Raw genomic sequence first — 19,542 nt, 5'->3', positions numbered from 1 at the left:
TCCTTTTTTGATTTCACACTGTCCTACTGGACAGCCAAAGCAAGCGGCCGTAATCTGCGGACGATAGACTGCTATTGACAGACAACCGTATTATAGATATAATACACTTAGAAAGTGTACTATGACAGTAATACGGTTACAGGAGGTGAACGCCGTGATCTCCTTTTCAGACTTTGCCCCCCGGGAGGGGAGCCCCCTTTATATGCAGCTGGTGCGCTACGTACAGCGGGGCATCGCGGCAGGCACCATCCGGCCCGGAGACGAACTGCCCTCCCGGCGGGCGCTGGCGTCGTTGCTGGGGGTGAATCCCAATACCATTCAAAAGGCCTGTGCCCTGCTGGAAGAGGAGGGCATCATCGCCTCCCACACCGGCGCAAAAAGCGTGGTGACGGCGGACGAGGCGGTGCGGCGCCGATTGACGGAGGAACTGCTGGAGTATGATGCATCCGCCTTGGTGCGGGGCCTGAGACAGATGGGCATTACCCGTACCCAGGCGGTAGAACTGGTAGAACGTCTGTGGGATCAGGAGGAAAAACCATGAAACGATATACTTCCATTCTCATGCTGGGCGCCCGGGGCGTAGTTATGCCCCTGATTGCCGTTTTGCTGCTGATGACCGCAGCGGAGGCGGGGCTGTTTTTTCGGGTGCGCTCTGATTTTGCAGCCCCCTGGAGCGTACAGTATGCGCTCTTGGCAAGCCATGTGGTGTGGGCCTATCGGGCGGCCCTCGTTTTGCTGGGGGCTGCTTGCTGCGTCCATGTAAGCGGCCTGGGCGGCAGCCGGGTCTACTACACCATGCACCGCCTGCGCATCTCTGAGTGGACGGCGACGGTGCTGCTGGGCCTTTGCTATGCTGCGGCCTTTGTGGTGCTGTGGGCGGCACAGACAGGGATCTTGACAGCCGTGACGACGTATTGCGCCGCCCGCACCGGCGCCGGGACCCAGGCGGTGTTCCTGATTTCCTGGGACGACGACTTTTTCCATGCCATGCTGCCGCTGGGCCAGTGGACGGGATATGTGCGGCAGCTGCTGCTGGCATTGGGGATGGGCATGAGCTGCGCGTCTTGGTCTTTCTGGCGGCGCCGCAACGGCTTCGGCTACGCCGCACCCGTTATGGTCATCGCGGCGGCTGTGTTCACTGGTCCGGGCTGCCGGGACTTCATGACGGACATAGGCCTGGGCATAGGGGCATGCATCGTGGCGGCGTGCTCGTTGTATTTTGTGAGCGTGGAGGTGAGCCAGTGTGAAAGAACGGATTAAGCAGTGGGTTCCCTACGGCCTGGAGGCAGGCCCTGCTCTGCACCGCATGACGGTGGGCCTTTTGGCCTGTATCCTGCTGAGCCTCCGGTGTCCGCTTGCCTGTATGGGGGCCTGGGACCGGCTTTACAAAATGGAAGGCGGACGGAAGGTGCTGCGGACAGGGGTCACCATGCCGCTTTTTCGTGAGCTGGTCTCCTGGAGCTTGATCGGCTTTGGACTGTTTCTTGCCGCCATGGCAGTGCTGGCCGTCTACTATGTGCTCTACCACCGGCAGGGAGGCAGCCGGACGGATTATCTCATGCGGCGGCTGCCGGACCGGTGGGAGTACCTCCGGCGGTGCCTGGCCCTGCCGGTCTTGGGCTGCGGGGCAGCACTGGTGCTGCTTGGCGTACTGTGGACGCTGTATTTTTGGATGTATCTTCACTTCACACCGGCCGGGTGCATTCCGCCGGAGCAGTGGACAGGAGTTTGGAGGGCTGTGCCATGATGGAATGTCAAGATTTAAGCAAGTCTTATGGGTTCAATAAGCAGGCACTGGCCGGCGTGTCGCTGACCTTTGGCCCTGGGGAGATCGTGGGACTGTTCGGAGAGAACGGTGCGGGCAAGACCACACTGCTCAAGTGCCTGCTGGGGCTTTTGAACTACACGGGAACGGTGACGCTGGACGGGGAAAAGATCACCAGCCGGAATATCCATCGCTTGTCCTTTGCCACCTGTGAGCACTCGTTTTTCCCGAACCTCACGGCGTCGGATCACCGGCGTTTTTACGAGACCCACTTTCCCGCGTTCCGTAGGGAGCGGTTCCGGGCACTCATGGACTTCTTCGAGCTGCCTTCCGGAAAGTGCATCCGGCACTTCTCCACCGGTCAGAAAAACCAGCTTGAGGTGATCCTGGCCCTGAGCCAGGGGGCGGACTACATTTTGATGGATGAGCCCTTTGCCGGAAATGATGTCTTCAACCGGGAGGACTTTTACAAGGTGCTGCTGGGTATTCTGGAGCCCCGGGAGACCGTGATCCTCTCCACCCATCTTCTGGAGGAGGTACAAAACTTCATCGGCCGGGCGGTGCTCATCCGCCAGGGGAAGATCGTGGGGGACACGTCCATGGAGGCCCTGGAGGAGTCGGGCAAGGATTTGTTGACTTACGTGAAGGAGACGTATCACTACCGGGCGGACCGGGTCAGCCAGGCGCTGAACAGTCTGACCGGAGAAGAGTAAGAGAGGAGGTGGCATCATGCGTGTTCGGCTTGGAATTTTGCTGGTGCTGCTGGCGGCTGCCTGCGGAGGCCTGATCTGGACCCATGCTTCGGTGAACGGGCAGAAAGACCAAATGGACATCCAAGTGACCACGGTGGCCGGGGATGTCTCCGCCGTGGAGGGGACAGAGGTGACGCTGGAGGCATCACTCCTGGACCGGCTGTTCTGGACCGCCCGCTGTGTGCCTGGGAAGGAGCCGGCAGTACAGACGGAGTTTACCCGCTATTGGAATGAACACCCCCTATCTTCGGAGTGGGATAGTGGCGGCATGTATGTGAGCCTCTTCAACAGCAACTGGTATGGAGAAGACAGTGAGGAGGAGCCGGACCGCCAGGGGTTGACCACATTGCTGGAGGCGGTGGCCGAACACTGCCCCGCCGGGACGGATGATTACTGGGAAACCGTGCGCATGCGGGACTACTATGAGGAGTTCCCACTGTTCGTGGGGAGCATCAACTTTATGAGCCGCGGCAGCGCCTATACACTGCTGGATGGAAATGACAGCCTGGAGATGATGGCCCAGGACACCCTGCGGCAGGTGTTTCACATCCCGGTGCCGGAGGACCTGATGGTGGATGTGCAGCTGGGCAAGAATACGGACGGCAGCATCTACATGGCAAACGTGAGCGCGGAGTGGGATCTGGATGCATCTTCCGTGGCGACGGAACAGGGCCTGTATTTCACCCTGCTGCCCTCCGACCCGGCAGTGACGCTGGATTTCTCTCAATGCGCCGTGGAGCAGGGGCTTTATTTCCTGCCTATCCACCAGGAGCCCTATGCGGGGAATGACTACGAGGGTGTGGATGATCTGATCGTGGTCAGTATGGACGGCGCCCAGATCCGCACGGTGTGCCCGGCGCCGGGAGTGGAGAGCTCCTGGCTGGGGACCAGCGAGGACGGGACATGGATCTACTATGCGGCTCAGACGGAGGAGGAGATCACGCTGTGGGTATTGGACGCCCAAAGCGGTGATATCGTCTCTCAGGCGGCGCTGCCCTTCGGACCGGCGGATTTTCCGGATGGAGCATACCTGTCGGGGGCCATCGTAGACGAGGGACTGGTGATGCTTTACCGGCAGGACGACCGGTTCGTACTGGTCACCGTGTCGGAGGAGGGAGAGGCCGCTGCGGCCATTTCCGGAGACCTGCAGCCCTTGTTTCAGGAGGCCGATCTGGAGCAGTCGGATTTGATCTACGACGGAAATCGACTGGTGATGACCGCTTACCAGGGCCATGATTACAGCTTCTGCCTGGCAGCCTACACACTCGACGGCCTTGCCTACCTGGGGCGCTACGACGTGGGACTGGACCTCATCTCCAGCGGGACTGGCCGGCTGTGGCGGGCAGAGGGAGAGGGAAATTCTCTGGATGTCCGGTTTGTGACGTAGACATCTGAACCGCGGTGCCCGGCTCGGGAGAGCCGGGCACTCTTTTGCCATAAAAAACGCGATGAAAAAACTGGAAAAAGAAAGAAATTCGGGGGAACTTTTTGGCCGGTGCCTTCGTCTCAAAAACAAAACAGCCGCCCAAGGCGGTGAGAAGGAGGACACAACATGAAGAAGAGACTGCTGGCATTGCTGGCGGCATTGACCCTGGCCCTGGCACTGACGGCCTGCGGCGGGGAGACGGATACAGAGGAACCCAGCGAGACGCCCCAGCAGACCCAGGAGGAGACGGAGCAGCCGCCCGCAGAGGTTGTGGATGGCGAGGCACTGGATGATACGGAAAAGCCGCAGACGGAGGAGCCGGAGGCCCAGGCGGAAGAAAGCCAGACATCCCCCGCCCAGGAGGAGGCTTCCATGAAGCTCAGCCGCACGGATTTCACCCTCTCTTCCGCCGGCAGCAGCTATCAGCTCAAGGTCACGGGCGCCCCGGGAGCCTGCACGTTTACAAGCTCCGACCCGAAGGTGGCCACGGTAGCCAAGGACGGCACCATCACCGCTGTGGCGCCGGGCAAGGCGGTCATTACCGTGACCAGCGGCAAAGATAGCCGCACCTGCGTGGTGCGCTGCAACTGGGAAAAACAGGAGACGGCCCAGGATAAGCCCCAGGAAAAACCCACCCAGAGCCAGTCCGTGGATCTGCAGGCCTTCTATGATGCCACCATCGCATCTTATCCCTTCCAGACGCTTCAGCAGTTCACCGGCGATGTGCTGGAGACCTACTACCCCGGGATGGGTGACATCGACACCAAGCAGTGCCTGATTATGGGCACCATGATGAGCATGAACAACGGCGAGTTCTGCCTGGTGGAGGTATCCAACGCTTCGGATGTGAGCAAGGTCAAAGACATCTTCCAAAGCCGCATCGACTACATGGCCGAAACCGGTGCCTGGTATCCAGAGCCCACGGAGCTCTGGACCAACTCCAGCCGGGTGGTGTCCAACGGCAACTACGTGATGATGGTGGTCCATGCGGACTGCGATCAGATCGTGGACGACTTCAACGCCCTGTTTTGAGCAATTGCTGAAAAACAAACGCGGCCATCTGGCCGCGTTTGTTTTCTTTATGAAAATCCAAGGGGTTATCCGGTGCTTTTTCCAAGAATCACACCTTGTCAAAAGCTGGACAATCTTGTAAAATAATTACGACTTGCACAGACAGGGCGGTGCCTATGGAACATTTTTTCGAAATTTGCGGCGGAGATGTCCGCAGCTTTTTGACCCAGCTGGGCCAGAGCACGGGGGAGTATTACTTCCTGGTAGACTGCCGGGAGCAGCGGGTGTTTTTCTCGGAGAACATCCGGGCAGTGTCCAATGTGTTTCATCTGGAGGATACGTCCTGCACGCTGGCTCAGTGGCAGGAGAACATGGACCCCCGGGATGGGGAGCGCCTGGCCGAGCTTTTTGAGGAGATGCGCAGTCTCCGGCGAAGCACGTTTGTGTTCCACTACCGTCCGGCTGCGGCAAAAAAGGGCTGGATCAGCAGCCGGGGAAAGTGCCACCTGGGTGAGGATGGCCGGGCGGCGTACATTCTGGGGCGTCTGGGCGGGGATGCCCGGGCCTCCGGGGCCCTGCCGGCGTTTGGCGGCAGGGAGCTCAAGCAGGAGGTGCGGCGTCTGCTGGCGTCTGCTGCCCGGGGTTATCTGCTGCTGGTGGGCGTGGACAATCTGAAGACCATCAATTTCAAAAACGGCCGGGACTTCGGGGACGGCATCCTCCGGGATGTGGCCCAGCTGCTGCGGGATGAGGCTCCGGAGCAAACAAACATTTTCCGGATCAACGGAGACTGGTTTGCTGTGAATCTGCCCGGTGCCGGCCCGGAGGACGTGGAAGCGATCTTTGACGGCGTCCGCCGCCGCCTGGGCGGGCAGTGCACCATCTCCGGCGGCTGCGTCTCCTATGTGGACTACCACGTGCCGGACGAGGACACGCTGCTCCAATACGCCGAGAGCTCCCTGGAGATCTCCAAGTCCGGGGGCAAGGACCGCCTGAGCTTTTTCTCGCCGGAGGACTACGAGCGGGAGCTCCAGGAGATGGAGCTGCGGGAGGATCTGAAAAAGAGCGCCGCAGAGGGCTTTTCCGGCTTTTCTGTGTACTATCAGGCCCAGGTCCGCTCAGAGTCTTACAGTATTTACGGCGCCGAGGCGCTGCTGCGGTACAGCGCCCCGCTGCGGGGGCCGGTCTCGCCGGGGGAGTTTGTCCCGGTGCTGGAGCAGACGGAGCAGATCTACGCCGTGGGGCTTTGGATCATGCGCTGCGCGCTGGAGCAGTGCCGCCAGTGGCGGCGGGTACTGCCGGACTTTCACATCAGCGTCAATATGTCCTACCGGCAGCTGAGCAGGCCGTCCATTGAGGAAGATGTTTTGGAGGTGGTGCGCCAGAGCGGCCTGCCGGGCAGCGCGCTGACCATTGAGATCACCGAGAGCATGCAGCTTCTGGACTATCCCCATCTCAACGGCATCTTCCGCAGCTGGAAGAAGCAGGGCATTGAGATTTCCGTGGACGACTTCGGCACCGGCTACTCCAGTCTGGGACGGCTCAAGGAAATGGAGATCGACGAAATCAAGATCGACCGGTGCTTTGTCAGCAGCATCGAAAAAAGCGTATACAACTATCGGCTTTTGAGCAACATGCTGGAGCTGGCGGACAGCTGCAAGATCCGGGTGTGCTGCGAGGGCGTGGAGACCATCGAGGAGCTGCGGGTGCTGGAGGATCTGCGGCCGTCGCTGCTGCAGGGATTTTTGTTTTCCGGCCCTGTCTCGCAGGAGGAGTTTGCCGCCCGGTTTATCCGGCCCGGTGCCGTCTTCGCGCTTCAGGACTTTCACGGGGATGCGCCGCTTTCCCGCGGGAGCGGCCCGGTGGTGATGCCCGGCGCCTGTGAAGACGAGATTGCAAAGACCATTCTGGAGGCGGAGGACGATATTTTCTACCTCAGCGATTTGGACACCTACGAGCTCTACTATCTCAATCCGGCGGGCCAGAAGACCTTCGGCGTCCGGGACTATCGGGGAAGAAAGTGCTATAAGGTGCTCCATGGGGCAAATGAGCCCTGCAGCTTCTGTACCAATGCCTATCTGCGTCAGGACACCTTCCATCTCTGGGAAAATCAGAACGCCTACTGCGGGCGGCATTTCCTGCTCAAGGACAAAATCGTCACCTATATGGGCAGGAAGGTGCGCCTGGAGGTAGCGCTGGATATTACCAAGCAGGAGCTGGTCAGCCAGACCGCCAAGGAACGGCTGGCCTTCGCGGAGAAGATCGTGGGCTATATGCACGCCCTTTCCCACTATGCCGACTACGGCGAGGCCGTGGAGAAGGTCCTCTCCTCGGTGGGAGAATTCTACATGGCCGACCGGGCCTACCTCTTTGAGCCCAGCGGAAAGCGGGACGGTAGCTGGTGCAATACCTTCGAGTGGTGTGCCAAAAACGTGCAGCCTCAGCGGGAGAGCCTGCAGGAGGTTCCGGAGAGAACACTGCGGCGCTGGCTGGACCGGTTCGGACAGGATGCGTCCGTCATCGTCTACAACCTGGCCCCGCTGCAGGAGACCTCCTATGAGGAGTGGGAAATTCTCCGGCGCCAGGAGATCCAGCGGCTCATTGCCGTCCCCATTCGGGACGGCGGGGAGACGGTGGGCTTTATCGGCGTGGACAATCCTCGCTACTCCATTCGGGACGATACTCAGGTGCGGGTATTGGCCAGCTTCCTTTTGACCCGGATCCGCCAGGACCGCAACGAGCACCGTTATCAGGCACTGCTGCGGCAGAGCAACCAGGATTTGCTGCGTGCTTTGTGCGTGGGCTTCTGGACTCTCCAGGTCTGGAAGGCAGAGCACCGCGGAGAGATGATTACCGACGATTTCATGCAGAAGATGCTCTGCGTGCCTGCGTCCGCCAGCCCGGAGGCGTGCAGCGCCTACTGGTACGGCCACATCACCCATGGCACCCGCCGTGCCGTGGAGGATGCGCTGCGGGAGATGGAGCGGACGGGCAAGACCGTTCAGGTGGAGTATATCTGGACGCATCCGAAGCGGGGAGACGTGCGGCTGCGCTTTTCCGGCATGCTGGTGGAGTCCACAGCGTCCTCCAGCAGCTTCAAGGGATACTGCCGTTTTTTAAGCTGAAGGCAGAGAAAACAAAAAACAGGGCGGAGCCCCACAGGCTCCGCCCTGTTTTTAATTGTTACATCTCCGGTTCCCGGGCCGGAGGAACGGTACCAACGTCACGCTGGGCACTCAGACGTTCCTGAACCCCCTCGCCGATGTGCTGATTGAACCACCGGGCGATCATGCCCACCAGCAGGGCACTGACCAGCGTGCCCTCCCGCACGCCGGTGAGTGTGCCGTAGAGGACCAGCCCCAGCACCGCGGCGGTCAGGGACATGGTTACGTCCACGGCCACCTTGGTCTTGCCGAAGTCCTTGTTCCAGGTGGAGGAGATGGCCTTGATGGTGCACTCACCGGGCAGCATGACCACATTGGCCGCCATCTCCATAAAGACGCCGAAGCCCAGCACCAGGCATCCCAGCAGCAAAAAGACTACCTTGAGGGGATAGGACTGGGGGGCCAGGAACCACAAAAGATCCATGCACAGGTCAATGAACAGGGAAAAACCCAGAGAGACGGGAATCTGCAGCCAGAAGTGCCGGGGGAACCGGCTGCGCAGAATAACCAGCTGGATCACAATGAGCAACAGGCTGAAAAAGAGCGTGAACATCCCCAGAGACAGGGGAAAGCCGATGCTGAGCGTGTAGGGGATGCTGGAGATGGGGGATGTGCCCAAATTCGCCTTGGTAATCAGACTGATGCCAAGGGAGTTGACGAACAGCCCCACGATGAAAAACAAATACCTGCGGACCAATTCCTGTTTGCTCACTGTAAAACCTCCGTGTCGATCATTTTTTCGCAAAGCGACAGGAGGCTCTGGAGCAGCTGGCGGCGCTGGGACTCATCCAGGCAGGAGAGCAGTTCCTCCTCCTGCCGGGTAAAAATCTCCTGCACCTGCGATTGCCGGTGTTTGCCCAGCTCGGTCAGATACACGTATTGGGTGCGCCGGTCGCCGTCGTGAAAGCTGCGGCGGATCAGGCCCTTTTCCTCCATACGTCCAAGCAGACCCGTCAGTGTGGCAGGGTCGATCCGGCAGCCGGCGGCCACCGCTTTTTGGGAGCTTCCGTCGTGCAGTCCCAGATAGTCCAGCACCTTGGGCTGGCCGGAGGTGAGTCCGGTCTGGGCCAGGTCGTCCATCACACGGCGCTGAAACAGGCTGTGCACGGCCATGAGAAGGTAGTGAAAACTCTGATCCATAGCAGGTTCTCCTATACGATTTGCATACAAATTATTTGTATACAAATATAATACACAATTACAGAGGTTCTGTCAAATCCTGGCTTTGAAAATTTTCAGGACAGCTTCTCAGCTGGCCGCAGATCTCCCGGTATTCCCGGGAGAAACTGCTGCCACGGTTCCAGAGAAACGTAAAATCGTGCTGCATCTGAAAATCCTCCAGGGGGATCTGCCGCAAAGTACCGTCCCGCAGCCCCTGGGCCACGGCCGCCCGATATAAAAAGGCGATGCCGCAGTCCATCCGCAGCAGGGAGACGATGGTGTGCATGTTCTCCACCTCCGCCAGGTGGGCAAAATCCGTCAGGCGCAGATTGCGGACGGCCAGGTTCTTTTCCAGGATCTCCCGGGTCCCGCTGCCGGATTCCCGCACCAGGAGCCGTTCCCCCAGAAGGTCCGTCAGGACCTGTACTTCCTGCCGGAACCGGTGTCCGGCGGCACACACGGGAATGTAGGGCTCCGTGCGGTCCACCATGGTGTCGAACTCCTCGGAGGCGAAGTATCCCTCCACCAGGGCGAAGTCGATCGCCCCGCGGCGCAGCCGCTCCAGCAGATCGTGGGTGTTGCCGAAGCGCACCCGGATATCCGTGTCCGGATGCGATTTGAGAAAGCGGGCCAGGGAGTGCACCATGCCGTATTCCCCGATGGTCAGCGTGACGCCGAAGGACAAGGTGCGCCGTCCGCTGCCGGCTTCCCGCATCCGGCGCAGCATGGCCTGCTGGTCGTTCTGCACCGTCATCATGGTGCGGCGGAGCAAAGCGCCTGCGGGAGTGAGGCGGACCTTTTTCCCCTCCCGATCGAAGAGGCGGACGCCATAGGCGCTTTCCAGATAGCGGATGTGCTGGGAGACAGCCGGCTGGGTGATGTGCAGTGCCTCCGCCGCCGCGGTGAAACTCATATACCGGCAGACGCATAGGAACGTCTCTACCCGAAAATCCAGCACCGGGGCCACCACCTTCTCAAAGAATAGCATTATCATAATAAAAATTTATGTATATATCAAGATAAATCATTTTATTTTTTGCCACGACTGGATTATAATGCCAGTGTTTGACTGATAAAAGAAAGGCGGAGTAAAGTTGGAGTTTTTGAAGAAACACTGGCAGGGGATTCTCCTGTGCTTGGTGATTGCTGTCCCGTCCTGGTTTTTGGGGAAGGTATTTCCCATCATCGGCGGCGCCGTGATTGCCATTCTGGCCGGTATGGTCATTACGCTGCTGCTGCGGGACAAGTCCGGCATGGAGCCCGGCATCCGGTTTGTATCCAAGAAGGTGCTGCAGTGGGCGGTGATCCTGCTGGGCTTCGGCATGGACCTGAACGTGGTGGTGCAGACCGGACGGCAGTCCCTGCCCATTATTGTGTGCACCATTTCCGTATCGCTGCTGGTGGCCTTTTTCCTGCGCAAATGGATGCGGATTCCCGGGAAGGTGGCCACCCTCATCGGCGTGGGCTCGTCCATCTGCGGCGGCTCCGCCATTGCCGCCACGGCGCCGGTGATCGACGCGGATGAAGAGGAGGTGGCCCAGGCCATTTCCGTCATCTTCTTTTTCAATGTGCTTGCGGCACTGCTGTTCCCCCCGCTGGGCCAGATGATCGGGTTCGATACCACCTCCGGCGAGGCCTTCGGCATCTTTGCCGGTACGGCGGTCAATGATACCTCCTCCGTCACGGCCACGGCTTCCACCTGGGACAGCATGTGGAACCTGGGCTCGGCCACACTGGACAAGGCGGTGACGGTGAAGCTGACCCGGACGCTGGCCATCATCCCCATCACGCTGGTGCTGGCGTTCCTGCGTACCCGCCGGGAAAAGCAGAACGGGGAGAACCGGGTGGACTTCAAAAAGATTTTCCCCTTCTTCATCCTGTTCTTCATTGCCGCATCCATCATCACCACGGTGGCGGTGCACTTCGGCGTGTCCGCGTCGGTGTTTGATCCCATCAAGGAGCTGAGCAAGTTCCTCATTGTGCTGGCCATGGCCGCCATCGGACTGAACACCAACATCGTCAAGCTGGTCCGCAGCGGCGGAAAGCCCATCGCGCTGGGCGGCTGCTGCTGGGTCTGCATCACACTGGTGAGTCTTCTCTTGCAGCATCTGCTGGGACTGATGTAATCGTTTCCCGGAAGGGGCACGGCTTCGGCCGTGCTCCTTTTTTGCGGGAAAAGTCGAAATTGTAATGATTCTGTTGTTGACCCAACGCAAAATTGGGATATGATGGGAATATCAAGTTCCGACAGTTTGCGTGGGGAGGGAGTGGGCATGCGTCTTTACAGCGGCGGCGGAAAGCGCCTGCCGGAAAACCGGCGCCCGGCGGGCCGGGGCGGGAAGCGCCTGGCGCCCTCCCGGCACAAAAAGACAGTGCTGCTGGCGCCTGCGGCGCTGCTGGCTGCCGCCGGCGTAACCCTTTCAGCCTGGTTCATGACGGGAAGAACGGTGCCCGGGCAGCAGCAAACGGATGAGGAAACCGGAGTCACGGAGATCATCGTGCCGCTGGAGGCCGGCGGGACGGAGACTTTGCCGCAGGCGCTGCCGGAGTCTGACAAAACGGACGGCCGCTTTGTGCTCAGCTTCGCCGGGGACTGTACCCTGGGGGCAGAGCATACGGCCTGGGACAAGGCGGGCAACTTCCCGGATGTGGTGGGCAGCGACTATGCCTATCCGCTCTCCGGCGTGTCGGAGCTGTTTTCCGGGGACGATTTTACCTTTGTCAATCTGGAGTGCGCCCTGACGGATTACAACGTCCCAGCGGAGAAGACCTACCGCTTCCGGGGCCTTCCGGAGTATGGAGAGATTTTGACGGCGGGCAGCGTGGAGGCGGTTTCCCTGGCCAACAACCACAGTCTGGACTACGGAAAGACCGGCCTGGCGGAGACGCGCCGGGTGCTGGAGTCTTATCGGATTGCTGCCGGCGGCGACGGGGAGACGTTTTTGTATACCACGGAGCGGGGACTGAAGATCGGCGTTTATACTGCCTACCATATCGGAAAGCAGGAGATCCGCCGGGCCGTGGACCATCTGCGGGAGGCCGGAGCCGAGGTGATCGTGGCGGCCTTTCACGCCGGAACGGAGGGCTCTTATGAGCCCACGGCCTTTCAGCGGCAGATGTTTCGTTACGCGGCGGAGTGCGGCGCACAGATCGTCTACAACAGTCACCCCCATGTGCTGCAGCCCGTGGAGTACTATAACGGAAGTGTGATTTTTTACAGCCTGGGGAATTTCTGCTTCGGCGGCAACCGCAATCCCTCCGATAAGGATACGGCCCTCATGCAGGTGGTCGTGGAGCGGGGAGAGGACGGTACGGTGTCTCTGGCCGGGGTGCAGGCATATCCCTGTTCGGTGACCAGTACGCCCGGCCGGAACGACTACCGTCCGTGCCTCTATGAACCCAACGGTGCGGATGCGCGGCGGGTGGAGGAAAAGCTCTCCGGTACCTATGTTCCGTCTGCCCCGCCCTCGAAGGCATCGGACGAGAGCGCACAGGCTCAGCTGATTGCGGCAAAACAGTAAAAGCGGCATGACGACCGTCGTGCCGCTTTTTTGTTGTCCACTGGTGGGGGCGGGCAGCGCCGCCCGGAATTTTTTCGGAGGTGTTTTCCAGATCTTTTTGAAAATTGGTTGTCTTTTCCGACACCTTCGATATAATAAAAGAAAACTGTGTAAAAAACAGAAACAAAAAGTAAAAATTGTTCCAAACACAATGGAGGAACCGGTATGTTTATAGCAAGGGAGACGGCACTGTCCATCGTCTGGGAGGTCAAGACGGTGGCCGGCTGTGATATCAACCTGATGGACGATACAGGCACTATCCTGGCCAGTACGGACACCGGACGTATGGGACAGATTCACGCCGGGGCCCGGGAACTGCTGGAAAAGGGCCTGGACCGCCTGGTGGTGTACGAGGACGCCCCCGAACGGGGAATCCGAAGGGGCGTGAATCTGCCCATCCGCATGGAGGGCCAGACGGTGGGGGTTATCGGCGTTACCGGCGCACCGGAGGAGGTGGCGTCCCTGGGCGGCGTCATTCAGCACATGACGGAGATCTTGCTGCGGGATGTCCGCCGCCAGGAGCAGGAGGCACAGCTGGAGGATGCCCGCGGGTGCTTCATCGAAAACTGGCTCTTTTCCGGGGAGACCGATCTTGCAGAGCTGGAGTTCCGCGGACAGCTGCTGGGCATTGATGTGAGCCGCCCCTGGACGGCGGCGCTGCTGGAGGTGCACAGCAGCGGCACGGAGGAGTCCGGAAGGGAAATCTGCAATGCCCGGGCGCTGACCCGGATCCGACCGTTCCTGCATCAGGAGTCGGCGCTGTGCGCAGTGGTGAACCAGCGGATTCTGGTCCTGTGCGAGAGCTGCGAAAAGCACGCCATGCTGCTGCGGCTGGATCGTATCCGCAGTGAGATGGAGTCGGCCTGCTCGGCCCGGGTATGCGGCGGTGTCAGCGCCGGCGGCCGCCGGGGGCTGGAGGTACGCCTTTGCTATCAGGAGGCCCGTACAGCCTGCCTGGCAGCCCGGACCGGCGGCGGGATTCTTTTCTATGACCAGGCCTCTCTGGAATTTCTGGCCCAGAGCATCCCGCCGGATATCCGCCGGGACCTGCTGGAACGGGTCATGGGCGGCTGCAAGGGACGGGAGCGGCAGGAGCTGCTGGAGACCATCCGCCTCTTCTTCCGGTGTGACGGACAGACCGAACAGATGGCAAACGCCCTGTTTCTCCATAAAAACACCGTGTTATACCGGCTGCAGAAGCTGAAGGAAAAGACCGGGTACAGCATCCGCGTGCCCAGGGAGAGCGTGCTGCTCTGCCTGTGCGAGCTGTTTGCCCGACAGGAGGAAAAATTGTAAGGAGGAAGCATCCATGTCCATCCATTCCGATGCCAGAACAATCATAGACGCCGCCCTGGGCGCCTGCCAGCCGGATACGGCGGTGCGCCGGGCTCTGGAGGGCCGGGCGTTTTCCGGCGGACGGGTTTATTTGGTGGCGGCGGGAAAAGCCGCCTGGCAAATGGCCAGCTGCGCAGCGCAGGTGCTGGGAGAGCGGCTCACGGCGGGCGTGGTGGTAACCAAGTACGGCCACTCCATGGGTGCCATTTCCCGGTGCAGCATCTATGAGGGAGGGCATCCGGTTCCGGATGAGAATTCCTTCCGGGGCACAGAGGCGGCCATGGCGCTGGTGCGGGATCTGAAGCAGGAGGACACGGTGGTATTTTTGCTCTCCGGCGGCGGGTCGGCGCTTTTTGAAAGCCCCCTCATCCCGGGGGAGGAACTGGCGGAGGTGACCCGGGCTATGCTGGCCAGCGGGGCGGATATCGTGGAGATGAACACCGTGCGCAAGCGGCTCTCGGCCGTCAAGGGCGGACGCTTTGCCCAGCTGTGCGCCCCGGCCCGGGTGTATGCGGTGGTGCTCTCGGACATTCTGGGCGACCCGCTGGACATGATCGCCTCCGGGCCGGCCTGTCCGGACCCGACCACCTGCGCCGATGCCGCCGCAGTGGCGGAGAAATATCATCTTCCCCTGTCCGACGGGGCGCGGCGGCTGCTGGCGGTAGAGACGCCCAAGCAGCTGGACAACGTAGAGACGGTCATCACCGGCAGTGTCCGGGAGCTGTGCGCCGCCGCGGCGGAGGCCTGCCGCGGCTTGGGCTACCGGCCTGTGCTGCTGACGGACCGGCTGTGCTGCCAGGCAAAGGAAGCAGGTTCCTTCCTGGCCTCCATTGCCCGGACCCACGAACATGCATTGGAGTCCCTGGCGTTTCTGGCCGGGGGGGAGACGGTGGTGCAGCTGACCGGTTCCGGCCTGGGCGGGAGGAACCAGGAGCTGGCCCTGGCTGCCGCACCCGGCATCGACGGCATGGCGGATACGCTGATTTTCTCCGTAGGCTCCGACGGGACGGACGGCCCTACCGATGCCGCCGGCGGCGTGGTGGACGGGCAGACCATGGAGCGCCTGCGCCGGGCTGGGATCTCCGTACACCGCACGCTGGCGGACAATGATGCCTATCACGCTCTGGACGCGGTGGGCGGCCTGATCCGCACAGGTCCCACCGGCACCAACGTCAACGACGTGGCGGTTGTGCTGCTGCGCCGGCCGGTCTGACCGGGAATGGGCCGCTCTGCGGCGGACGGGGTGCATGCTTGACAGTGCCGCGGGGAATTTGGTATGATACGGATACCCCTATAGGTATTGGAGGCGAAACAATGAGACAGTGCATGGATGCGGAGAACCTGCATCGGCGGCTGCGGAAGATTTTGGGACAGGTCCAGGCCATCGATCGGATGGTGGATGAGGACGTGCCCTGTGAGGATATCCTCGCCCAGATCAATGCGGCCAAGTCCGCTCTGCATCGGTGCGGACAGGTGGTGCTGGAGGGGCATATCCAGCACTGCGTCCGGGACGGCATCGAGCACGGAGATGCCGACCAGACCATTGCCAGCTTCACCAAAGCAGTGGAGCGGTTTGCCAATATGCGCTGAAAAGGCGGCTGCCGTTGGGCGGCCGTCTTTTTCTTGACAGGAAGCGCCCTGTATGCAATATTATACCTATACCCCCATAGGTATGAAGGAGGAGAGACATGGAACATCTGGAAAGACTTCTGGACTGGGGCGGCACCAAGCGGGACATCGCGTTTTTGATCGTGTCGGCCCTCTCGCTGCTCTCCAGTGGGCTGCATCTGCTGCCGCTGCCCTTTGACCCGGCCTGGGTGGCCATCGTGCTGTGTGGCGTGCCCATTGTGTTGGAGGCGCTGATCGGTCTGGTGACGGCCTTCGACATCAAGGCGGATGTGCTGGTGTCCATGGCGCTGGTGGCGTCCGTGGCCATCGGGGAGGACTTTGCAGCCGGGGAAGTGGCGCTCATCATGCAGTTGGGCGCTCTGCTGGAGGATCTGACGGTAGCCAGGGCCCGTGCCGGCATTGAGAGACTGGTCCGCCTGACGCCGCGTACCGCCCGGCGGGTGACGCCGGAGGGGGAGCAGGAGATCCCGGCCAGGGAAGTGCGGGCGGGGGACATCCTGCGGGTGCTGCCGGGGGAGACGATCCCCGTGGACGGCATCATCGCCGCCGGGACCACTTCGGTGGATCAGTCGGTGATGACGGGAGAGCCCATCCCTGTGGACAAGGGAGTGGGGGATGAGGTCTCCAGCGGCACGGTCAACCGGTTTGGCTCCTTTGATATGCGGGCCACCAGAGTGGGGGAGGACAGCTCCATCCAGCGGATGATCCGACTGGTGCAGTCCGCCGATGCAGGCAAGGCAAAGATCGTGGGCCTGGCAGACCGCTGGGCCACCTGGATTGTGGTGATCGCCCTGAGCGCGGCGGCCGTTACTTGGCTGGTTACCGGGGAGATCCTGCGCTCCGTAACCATTCTGGTGGTATTTTGTCCCTGTGCGCTGGTACTGGCAACCCCGACGGCCATTATGGCCGCCATCGGCAACGCTACCCGCCACGGTCTTCTGGTGCGGGAGGGAGATGCGCTGGAGAGACTGGCGGAAGTTGCCTGCGTGGCCTTTGACAAGACCGGTACCCTCACCTGCGGAAAGCCGGAGGTGGTAAAGGTGGAGAGCCTGAGCCCCGGCTGTTCCGGTCCGGAGCTTTACGCCCTGCTGGCCGGGGCAGAGGGGCGGTCCGAGCACCCTCTTGGAAAGGCGGTGGCGGCCAGCTACCGGCGGGAGACCGGCCGGGAACCGGCCCAGGCCCAGGCGTTTTCCATGTGTCCGGGCAAGGGGGTCACGGCCCGGGTGGAAGGCCGGAGCGTGGCCGCCGGAAACGCGGCGCTGCTGGAGCAGTGCGGTGCTGCGGTCCCCGACAAGGCCCTCACAGCGGCGGAGACCTACCTGACCCGGGGGTGTACGGTGATCTATGCAGCCGTGGACGGAACCTTTGCCGGATTTGCGGCCCTGGCCGACACGGTGCGGCCCCAGGCGGCGGACGTGGTGGCGGCGCTGAAACGAGGCGGTGTGGAGCCGATCCTCCTTACCGGAGACCGACGCGGCGCGGCGGAGCAGATTGCACGGCGCGTGGGGATTGACACCGTGCGGGCCGACTGCCTGCCGGAGGACAAGCTGGCCGCCATCGACCGGCTTCAGGAGAGCGGCCGCCCGGTGTGCATGATCGGAGACGGCATCAACGATGCCCCGGCCCTCAAGCGGGCCCTGGTGGGTGTGGCCATGGGCGGTGTGGGCAGCGACATTGCCGTAGATGCGGCGGACATTGCCCTGGTCAAGGACGAGATCGGCGAGCTGCCCCATCTGCTGGCGCTGTCCCGGAAGATGATGGGCACCATCCGGTGGAATCTGACGTTTTCCATGGCGCTGAACTTTGTGGCCATTTTCCTGGCCATGACAGGCCGTCTGGAGCCGGTGGTGGGCGCGCTGGTCCACAATGCCGGGTCTGTGTTCGTGATTGTTCACTCAGCTCTGCTGCTGCGCTGGAAGGCCCGGTAGGAAGGCGCAAAAAGAGAGCGGGGCCCGGCGGTCAATCCGCCGGGCCCCGCTTTTTGTCAGCCATGCGCTTCCACAAATTCCCGGATCTTTCCAAATGTCTCGTCGCTGAGGTCGTGTTCCACCTTGCAGGCGTCCTCCGCAGCAGCTTCCGCGGAAACCCCCAGCAGCGTAAAGAGCTTGGTGATGGTCTTGTGCCGGTCGTAAACGCGGCTGGCAATGGCCAGGCCGCTTTCGTTGAGCGTGATGCTCCCGTCCGGGCTCATGGAAATATAGCCGTTTTCCCGCAGCTTCTTCATGGCGATGCTGACGCTTGGCTTGGAATATCCCAGCTCGTTGACGATGTCGATGGAGTGTACAACGCCCCGCCGCTCCCTCAAAACCAGAATGGACTCCAGATAGTCCTCGGCGGACTCGTGAATCACCATAGCCGCTCACCTCTTTTCATGCAGTGTGATTTCTATTTATGGTAACAATATTTGGAGCAGAAAGCAAGGGCATTTTTCCGCTGAGGGGGAGGTGGGTTGCGGCGGAGCCGTTTTTACGCTACAATCAGAAAAAAGACGGAGGAGAGAGGCCATTGAAACGTTGGAAAAAAATCGCGCTGGGCGTCACCGGCGGCCTTGCCGCGGCGGTGCTGGCTTATGTGGGGTATGTGTTTGCCGCCTACGACCGGCTGGAGGACAACCTGGATGTGCCGGTGGAGAACAATGTCCAGGCGCTGACGGAGGCAGGGGTACCATATACGCTGGTATCCTACAATGTGGGCTTTGGAGCCTACAGCGCCGATTACAGTTTTTTCATGGACGGGGGAACGGAGTCCCGTGCCTATTCCCAGCAGGCGGTGCGGGACAATCTCGCCGGCGCCATGGAGGCAGTCACGGACCTGTCTCCGAACTTTGTATTTTTGCAGGAGGTGGATCAGGATGCCACCCGCAGCTACCACGTGGACGAGACGGCGCTGGTGAAGGAGGCGCTGGGCGGATTTTCCAGCAGCTTTGCCCAGAACTATGATTCTCCGTACCTGTTCTGGCCGCTGCTGGAGCCCCACGGGGCGTCCCGATCCGGCATATTGACGTTTGCCTCCCGCCGGGTGGACAGCGTGGTGCGGCGCAGCCTCCCCATTGCCGAAGGTGTTTCAAAGCTCATTGACCTGGACCGCTGCTACAGCGTCTCCAGCCTCCCGGTGGACAACGGCCGGACCCTGCGGCTCTACAATGTGCATCTGTCCGCCTACCTGACCGACGGGGAGGTGGCTGTCCGGCAGCTGACCATGCTGCTGGAGGACATGCGGCAGGCCTACGAGGCCGGGGATTATGTGATCTGCGGAGGAGACTTCAACAAGGACCTGCTGGGGGACTCTGCGGCGGTGTTCGGTGTCAGCGGCAACGACGCCAGCTGGGCGGTCCCGTTTCCGGAGGAGATGGTGCCGGAGGGGATCACGCTGGTGCCCCCGCTGGAGGAGAATGCGCCGGTGCCCTCCTGCCGCAACGCGGACGCGCCGTACACGCCCGGCACCACCTTTGTGCTGACGGTGGACGGCTTCCTGGTCTCCGACAATGTGGAGGTCCGTCGGGCGTGGACAGTGGATACGGGCTTTGCCTGGTCGGACCACAATCCGGCGGCGCTGACCTTCGTTTTGCGGCAGCCGTAAAGAATGGTGAAAAAAAGAAAAAACGGGGTTGACAAGCTGGGGCTTACCTGCTATACTAGCACATGTTCCGAACGGGAACAAACGGCTTGGGGGTATAGCTCAGCTGGGAGAGCGCTTGACTGGCAGTCAAGAGGTCAGCGGTTCGATCCCGCTTATCTCC

Annotated in this window: 18 protein-coding genes and 1 tRNA gene; 15 read left to right on the top strand and 4 right to left on the bottom strand. The window is 61.2% G+C overall.

What is annotated here, in order from left to right; genetic code table 11:
- Nucleotides 1-154 precede the first annotated feature (154 nt).
- From QZS13_RS08110 to QZS13_RS08080, 7 genes are all read left to right on the top strand, one after another.
- Complete coding sequence (locus QZS13_RS08110; protein ID WP_295587749.1) at nucleotides 155-541, top strand: GntR family transcriptional regulator; 387 nt, start codon at nucleotides 155-157, stop codon at nucleotides 539-541.
- On the top strand, nucleotides 538-1,260 hold the full coding sequence (locus QZS13_RS08105) for a hypothetical protein (RefSeq protein ID WP_295587747.1): 723 nt from the start codon (nucleotides 538-540) through the stop codon (nucleotides 1,258-1,260). The genes QZS13_RS08110 and QZS13_RS08105 overlap by 4 nt, the downstream gene beginning before the upstream one ends.
- Nucleotides 1,244-1,747: a hypothetical protein gene (locus tag QZS13_RS08100; protein WP_295587745.1), complete on the top strand. Its 504-nt coding sequence runs from the start codon at nucleotides 1,244-1,246 to the stop codon at nucleotides 1,745-1,747. Before QZS13_RS08105 ends, QZS13_RS08100 begins: the two co-directional genes overlap by 17 nt.
- Complete coding sequence (locus tag QZS13_RS08095; protein WP_295587743.1) at nucleotides 1,744-2,478, top strand: ATP-binding cassette domain-containing protein; 735 nt, start codon at nucleotides 1,744-1,746, stop codon at nucleotides 2,476-2,478. Before QZS13_RS08100 ends, QZS13_RS08095 begins: the two co-directional genes overlap by 4 nt.
- Nucleotides 2,479-2,494: 16 nt before the next feature.
- Nucleotides 2,495-3,904, top strand: a complete 1,410-nt coding sequence (locus QZS13_RS08090) for a hypothetical protein (RefSeq protein WP_295587741.1) — start codon at nucleotides 2,495-2,497, stop codon at nucleotides 3,902-3,904.
- Nucleotides 3,905-4,069: 165 nt separating this feature from the next.
- Nucleotides 4,070-4,975, top strand: coding sequence for a DUF4358 domain-containing protein (locus QZS13_RS08085; RefSeq protein ID WP_295587739.1), 906 nt, complete (start codon nucleotides 4,070-4,072; stop codon nucleotides 4,973-4,975).
- 155 nt (nucleotides 4,976-5,130) lie between these two features.
- A complete protein-coding gene (locus QZS13_RS08080; protein WP_295587737.1) occupies nucleotides 5,131-8,079 on the top strand; it encodes an EAL domain-containing protein in 2,949 nt (982 codons plus the stop codon).
- 58 nt (nucleotides 8,080-8,137) lie between these two features.
- Here QZS13_RS08080 and QZS13_RS08075 read toward each other — a convergent pair whose 3' ends face one another.
- The 3 genes from QZS13_RS08075 to QZS13_RS08065 are packed head-to-tail and all read right to left on the bottom strand — an operon-like array spanning nucleotide 8,138 to nucleotide 10,273.
- Entirely contained in the window at nucleotides 8,138-8,830 is a 693-nt protein-coding gene (locus QZS13_RS08075) for a YitT family protein (protein ID WP_295587735.1), read from the bottom strand.
- Nucleotides 8,827-9,258: a MarR family winged helix-turn-helix transcriptional regulator gene (locus QZS13_RS08070; protein WP_295587733.1), complete on the bottom strand. Its 432-nt coding sequence runs from the start codon at nucleotides 9,256-9,258 to the stop codon at nucleotides 8,827-8,829. The genes QZS13_RS08075 and QZS13_RS08070 overlap by 4 nt, the downstream gene beginning before the upstream one ends.
- A gap of 58 nt (nucleotides 9,259-9,316) precedes the next feature.
- Nucleotides 9,317-10,273, bottom strand: coding sequence for a LysR family transcriptional regulator (locus QZS13_RS08065; RefSeq protein WP_366557944.1), 957 nt, complete (start codon nucleotides 10,271-10,273; stop codon nucleotides 9,317-9,319).
- A 100-nt stretch (nucleotides 10,274-10,373) separates the two neighbouring features.
- Here QZS13_RS08065 and QZS13_RS08060 point away from each other — a divergent pair, with 100 nt between their 5' ends.
- From QZS13_RS08060 to QZS13_RS08035, 6 genes are all read left to right on the top strand, one after another.
- Nucleotides 10,374-11,405, top strand: coding sequence for a YeiH family protein (locus QZS13_RS08060; protein WP_295587731.1), 1,032 nt, complete (start codon nucleotides 10,374-10,376; stop codon nucleotides 11,403-11,405).
- A 147-nt stretch (nucleotides 11,406-11,552) separates the two neighbouring features.
- Nucleotides 11,553-12,800: a CapA family protein gene (locus QZS13_RS08055; RefSeq protein WP_295587729.1), complete on the top strand. Its 1,248-nt coding sequence runs from the start codon at nucleotides 11,553-11,555 to the stop codon at nucleotides 12,798-12,800.
- Between the two features lie 204 nt (nucleotides 12,801-13,004).
- Entirely contained in the window at nucleotides 13,005-14,135 is a 1,131-nt protein-coding gene (locus QZS13_RS08050) for a sugar diacid recognition domain-containing protein (protein WP_295587728.1), read from the top strand.
- A 13-nt stretch (nucleotides 14,136-14,148) separates the two neighbouring features.
- Complete coding sequence (locus tag QZS13_RS08045) at nucleotides 14,149-15,387, top strand: glycerate kinase (RefSeq protein WP_295587726.1); 1,239 nt, start codon at nucleotides 14,149-14,151, stop codon at nucleotides 15,385-15,387.
- 101 nt (nucleotides 15,388-15,488) lie between these two features.
- Nucleotides 15,489-15,764, top strand: a complete 276-nt coding sequence (locus QZS13_RS08040; RefSeq protein ID WP_295587724.1) for a metal-sensing transcriptional repressor — start codon at nucleotides 15,489-15,491, stop codon at nucleotides 15,762-15,764.
- A 98-nt stretch (nucleotides 15,765-15,862) separates the two neighbouring features.
- Nucleotides 15,863-17,731, top strand: a complete 1,869-nt coding sequence (locus QZS13_RS08035) for a cation-translocating P-type ATPase (protein ID WP_295587722.1) — start codon at nucleotides 15,863-15,865, stop codon at nucleotides 17,729-17,731.
- A 56-nt stretch (nucleotides 17,732-17,787) separates the two neighbouring features.
- Here QZS13_RS08035 and QZS13_RS08030 read toward each other — a convergent pair whose 3' ends face one another.
- Nucleotides 17,788-18,156, bottom strand: coding sequence for a metal-dependent transcriptional regulator (locus QZS13_RS08030; protein WP_295587720.1), 369 nt, complete (start codon nucleotides 18,154-18,156; stop codon nucleotides 17,788-17,790).
- Between the two features lie 152 nt (nucleotides 18,157-18,308).
- Between QZS13_RS08030 and QZS13_RS08025 the strand changes: the two genes are divergently transcribed.
- Both QZS13_RS08025 and QZS13_RS08020 read left to right on the top strand, forming a co-directional pair.
- On the top strand, nucleotides 18,309-19,382 hold the full coding sequence (locus QZS13_RS08025; protein WP_295587718.1) for an endonuclease/exonuclease/phosphatase family protein: 1,074 nt from the start codon (nucleotides 18,309-18,311) through the stop codon (nucleotides 19,380-19,382).
- A gap of 88 nt (nucleotides 19,383-19,470) precedes the next feature.
- Nucleotides 19,471-19,542 (top strand) — tRNA-Ala (locus tag QZS13_RS08020).

This window comes from uncultured Oscillibacter sp., assembly GCF_900546705.1.
GTDB lineage: Bacteria > Bacillota > Clostridia > Oscillospirales > Oscillospiraceae > Oscillibacter.
Note: the sequence above shows the minus strand (reverse complement) of the source record. Positions and strands in the feature narration are given on the sequence as shown.

Bases quoted from the DNA above. Each gene is read 5' to 3' on its own strand.
- QZS13_RS08105 (WP_295587747.1), top strand. From the start codon at position 538: ATGAAACGATATACTTCCATTCTCATGCTGGGCGCCCGGGGCGTAGTT.
- QZS13_RS08095 (WP_295587743.1), top strand. From the start codon at position 1,744: ATGATGGAATGTCAAGATTTAAGCAAGTCTTATGGGTTCAATAAGCAG.
- QZS13_RS08090 (WP_295587741.1), top strand. From the start codon at position 2,495: ATGCGTGTTCGGCTTGGAATTTTGCTGGTGCTGCTGGCGGCTGCCTGC.
- QZS13_RS08085 (WP_295587739.1), top strand. From the start codon at position 4,070: ATGAAGAAGAGACTGCTGGCATTGCTGGCGGCATTGACCCTGGCCCTG.
- QZS13_RS08080 (WP_295587737.1), top strand. From the start codon at position 5,131: ATGGAACATTTTTTCGAAATTTGCGGCGGAGATGTCCGCAGCTTTTTG.
- QZS13_RS08070 (WP_295587733.1), bottom strand. From the start codon at position 9,258: ATGGATCAGAGTTTTCACTACCTTCTCATGGCCGTGCACAGCCTGTTT.
- QZS13_RS08065 (WP_366557944.1), bottom strand. From the start codon at position 10,273: ATGATAATGCTATTCTTTGAGAAGGTGGTGGCCCCGGTGCTGGATTTT.
- QZS13_RS08055 (WP_295587729.1), top strand. From the start codon at position 11,553: ATGCGTCTTTACAGCGGCGGCGGAAAGCGCCTGCCGGAAAACCGGCGC.
- QZS13_RS08050 (WP_295587728.1), top strand. From the start codon at position 13,005: ATGTTTATAGCAAGGGAGACGGCACTGTCCATCGTCTGGGAGGTCAAG.
- QZS13_RS08045 (WP_295587726.1), top strand. From the start codon at position 14,149: ATGTCCATCCATTCCGATGCCAGAACAATCATAGACGCCGCCCTGGGC.
- QZS13_RS08040 (WP_295587724.1), top strand. From the start codon at position 15,489: ATGAGACAGTGCATGGATGCGGAGAACCTGCATCGGCGGCTGCGGAAG.
- QZS13_RS08035 (WP_295587722.1), top strand. From the start codon at position 15,863: ATGGAACATCTGGAAAGACTTCTGGACTGGGGCGGCACCAAGCGGGAC.
- QZS13_RS08030 (WP_295587720.1), bottom strand. From the start codon at position 18,156: ATGGTGATTCACGAGTCCGCCGAGGACTATCTGGAGTCCATTCTGGTT.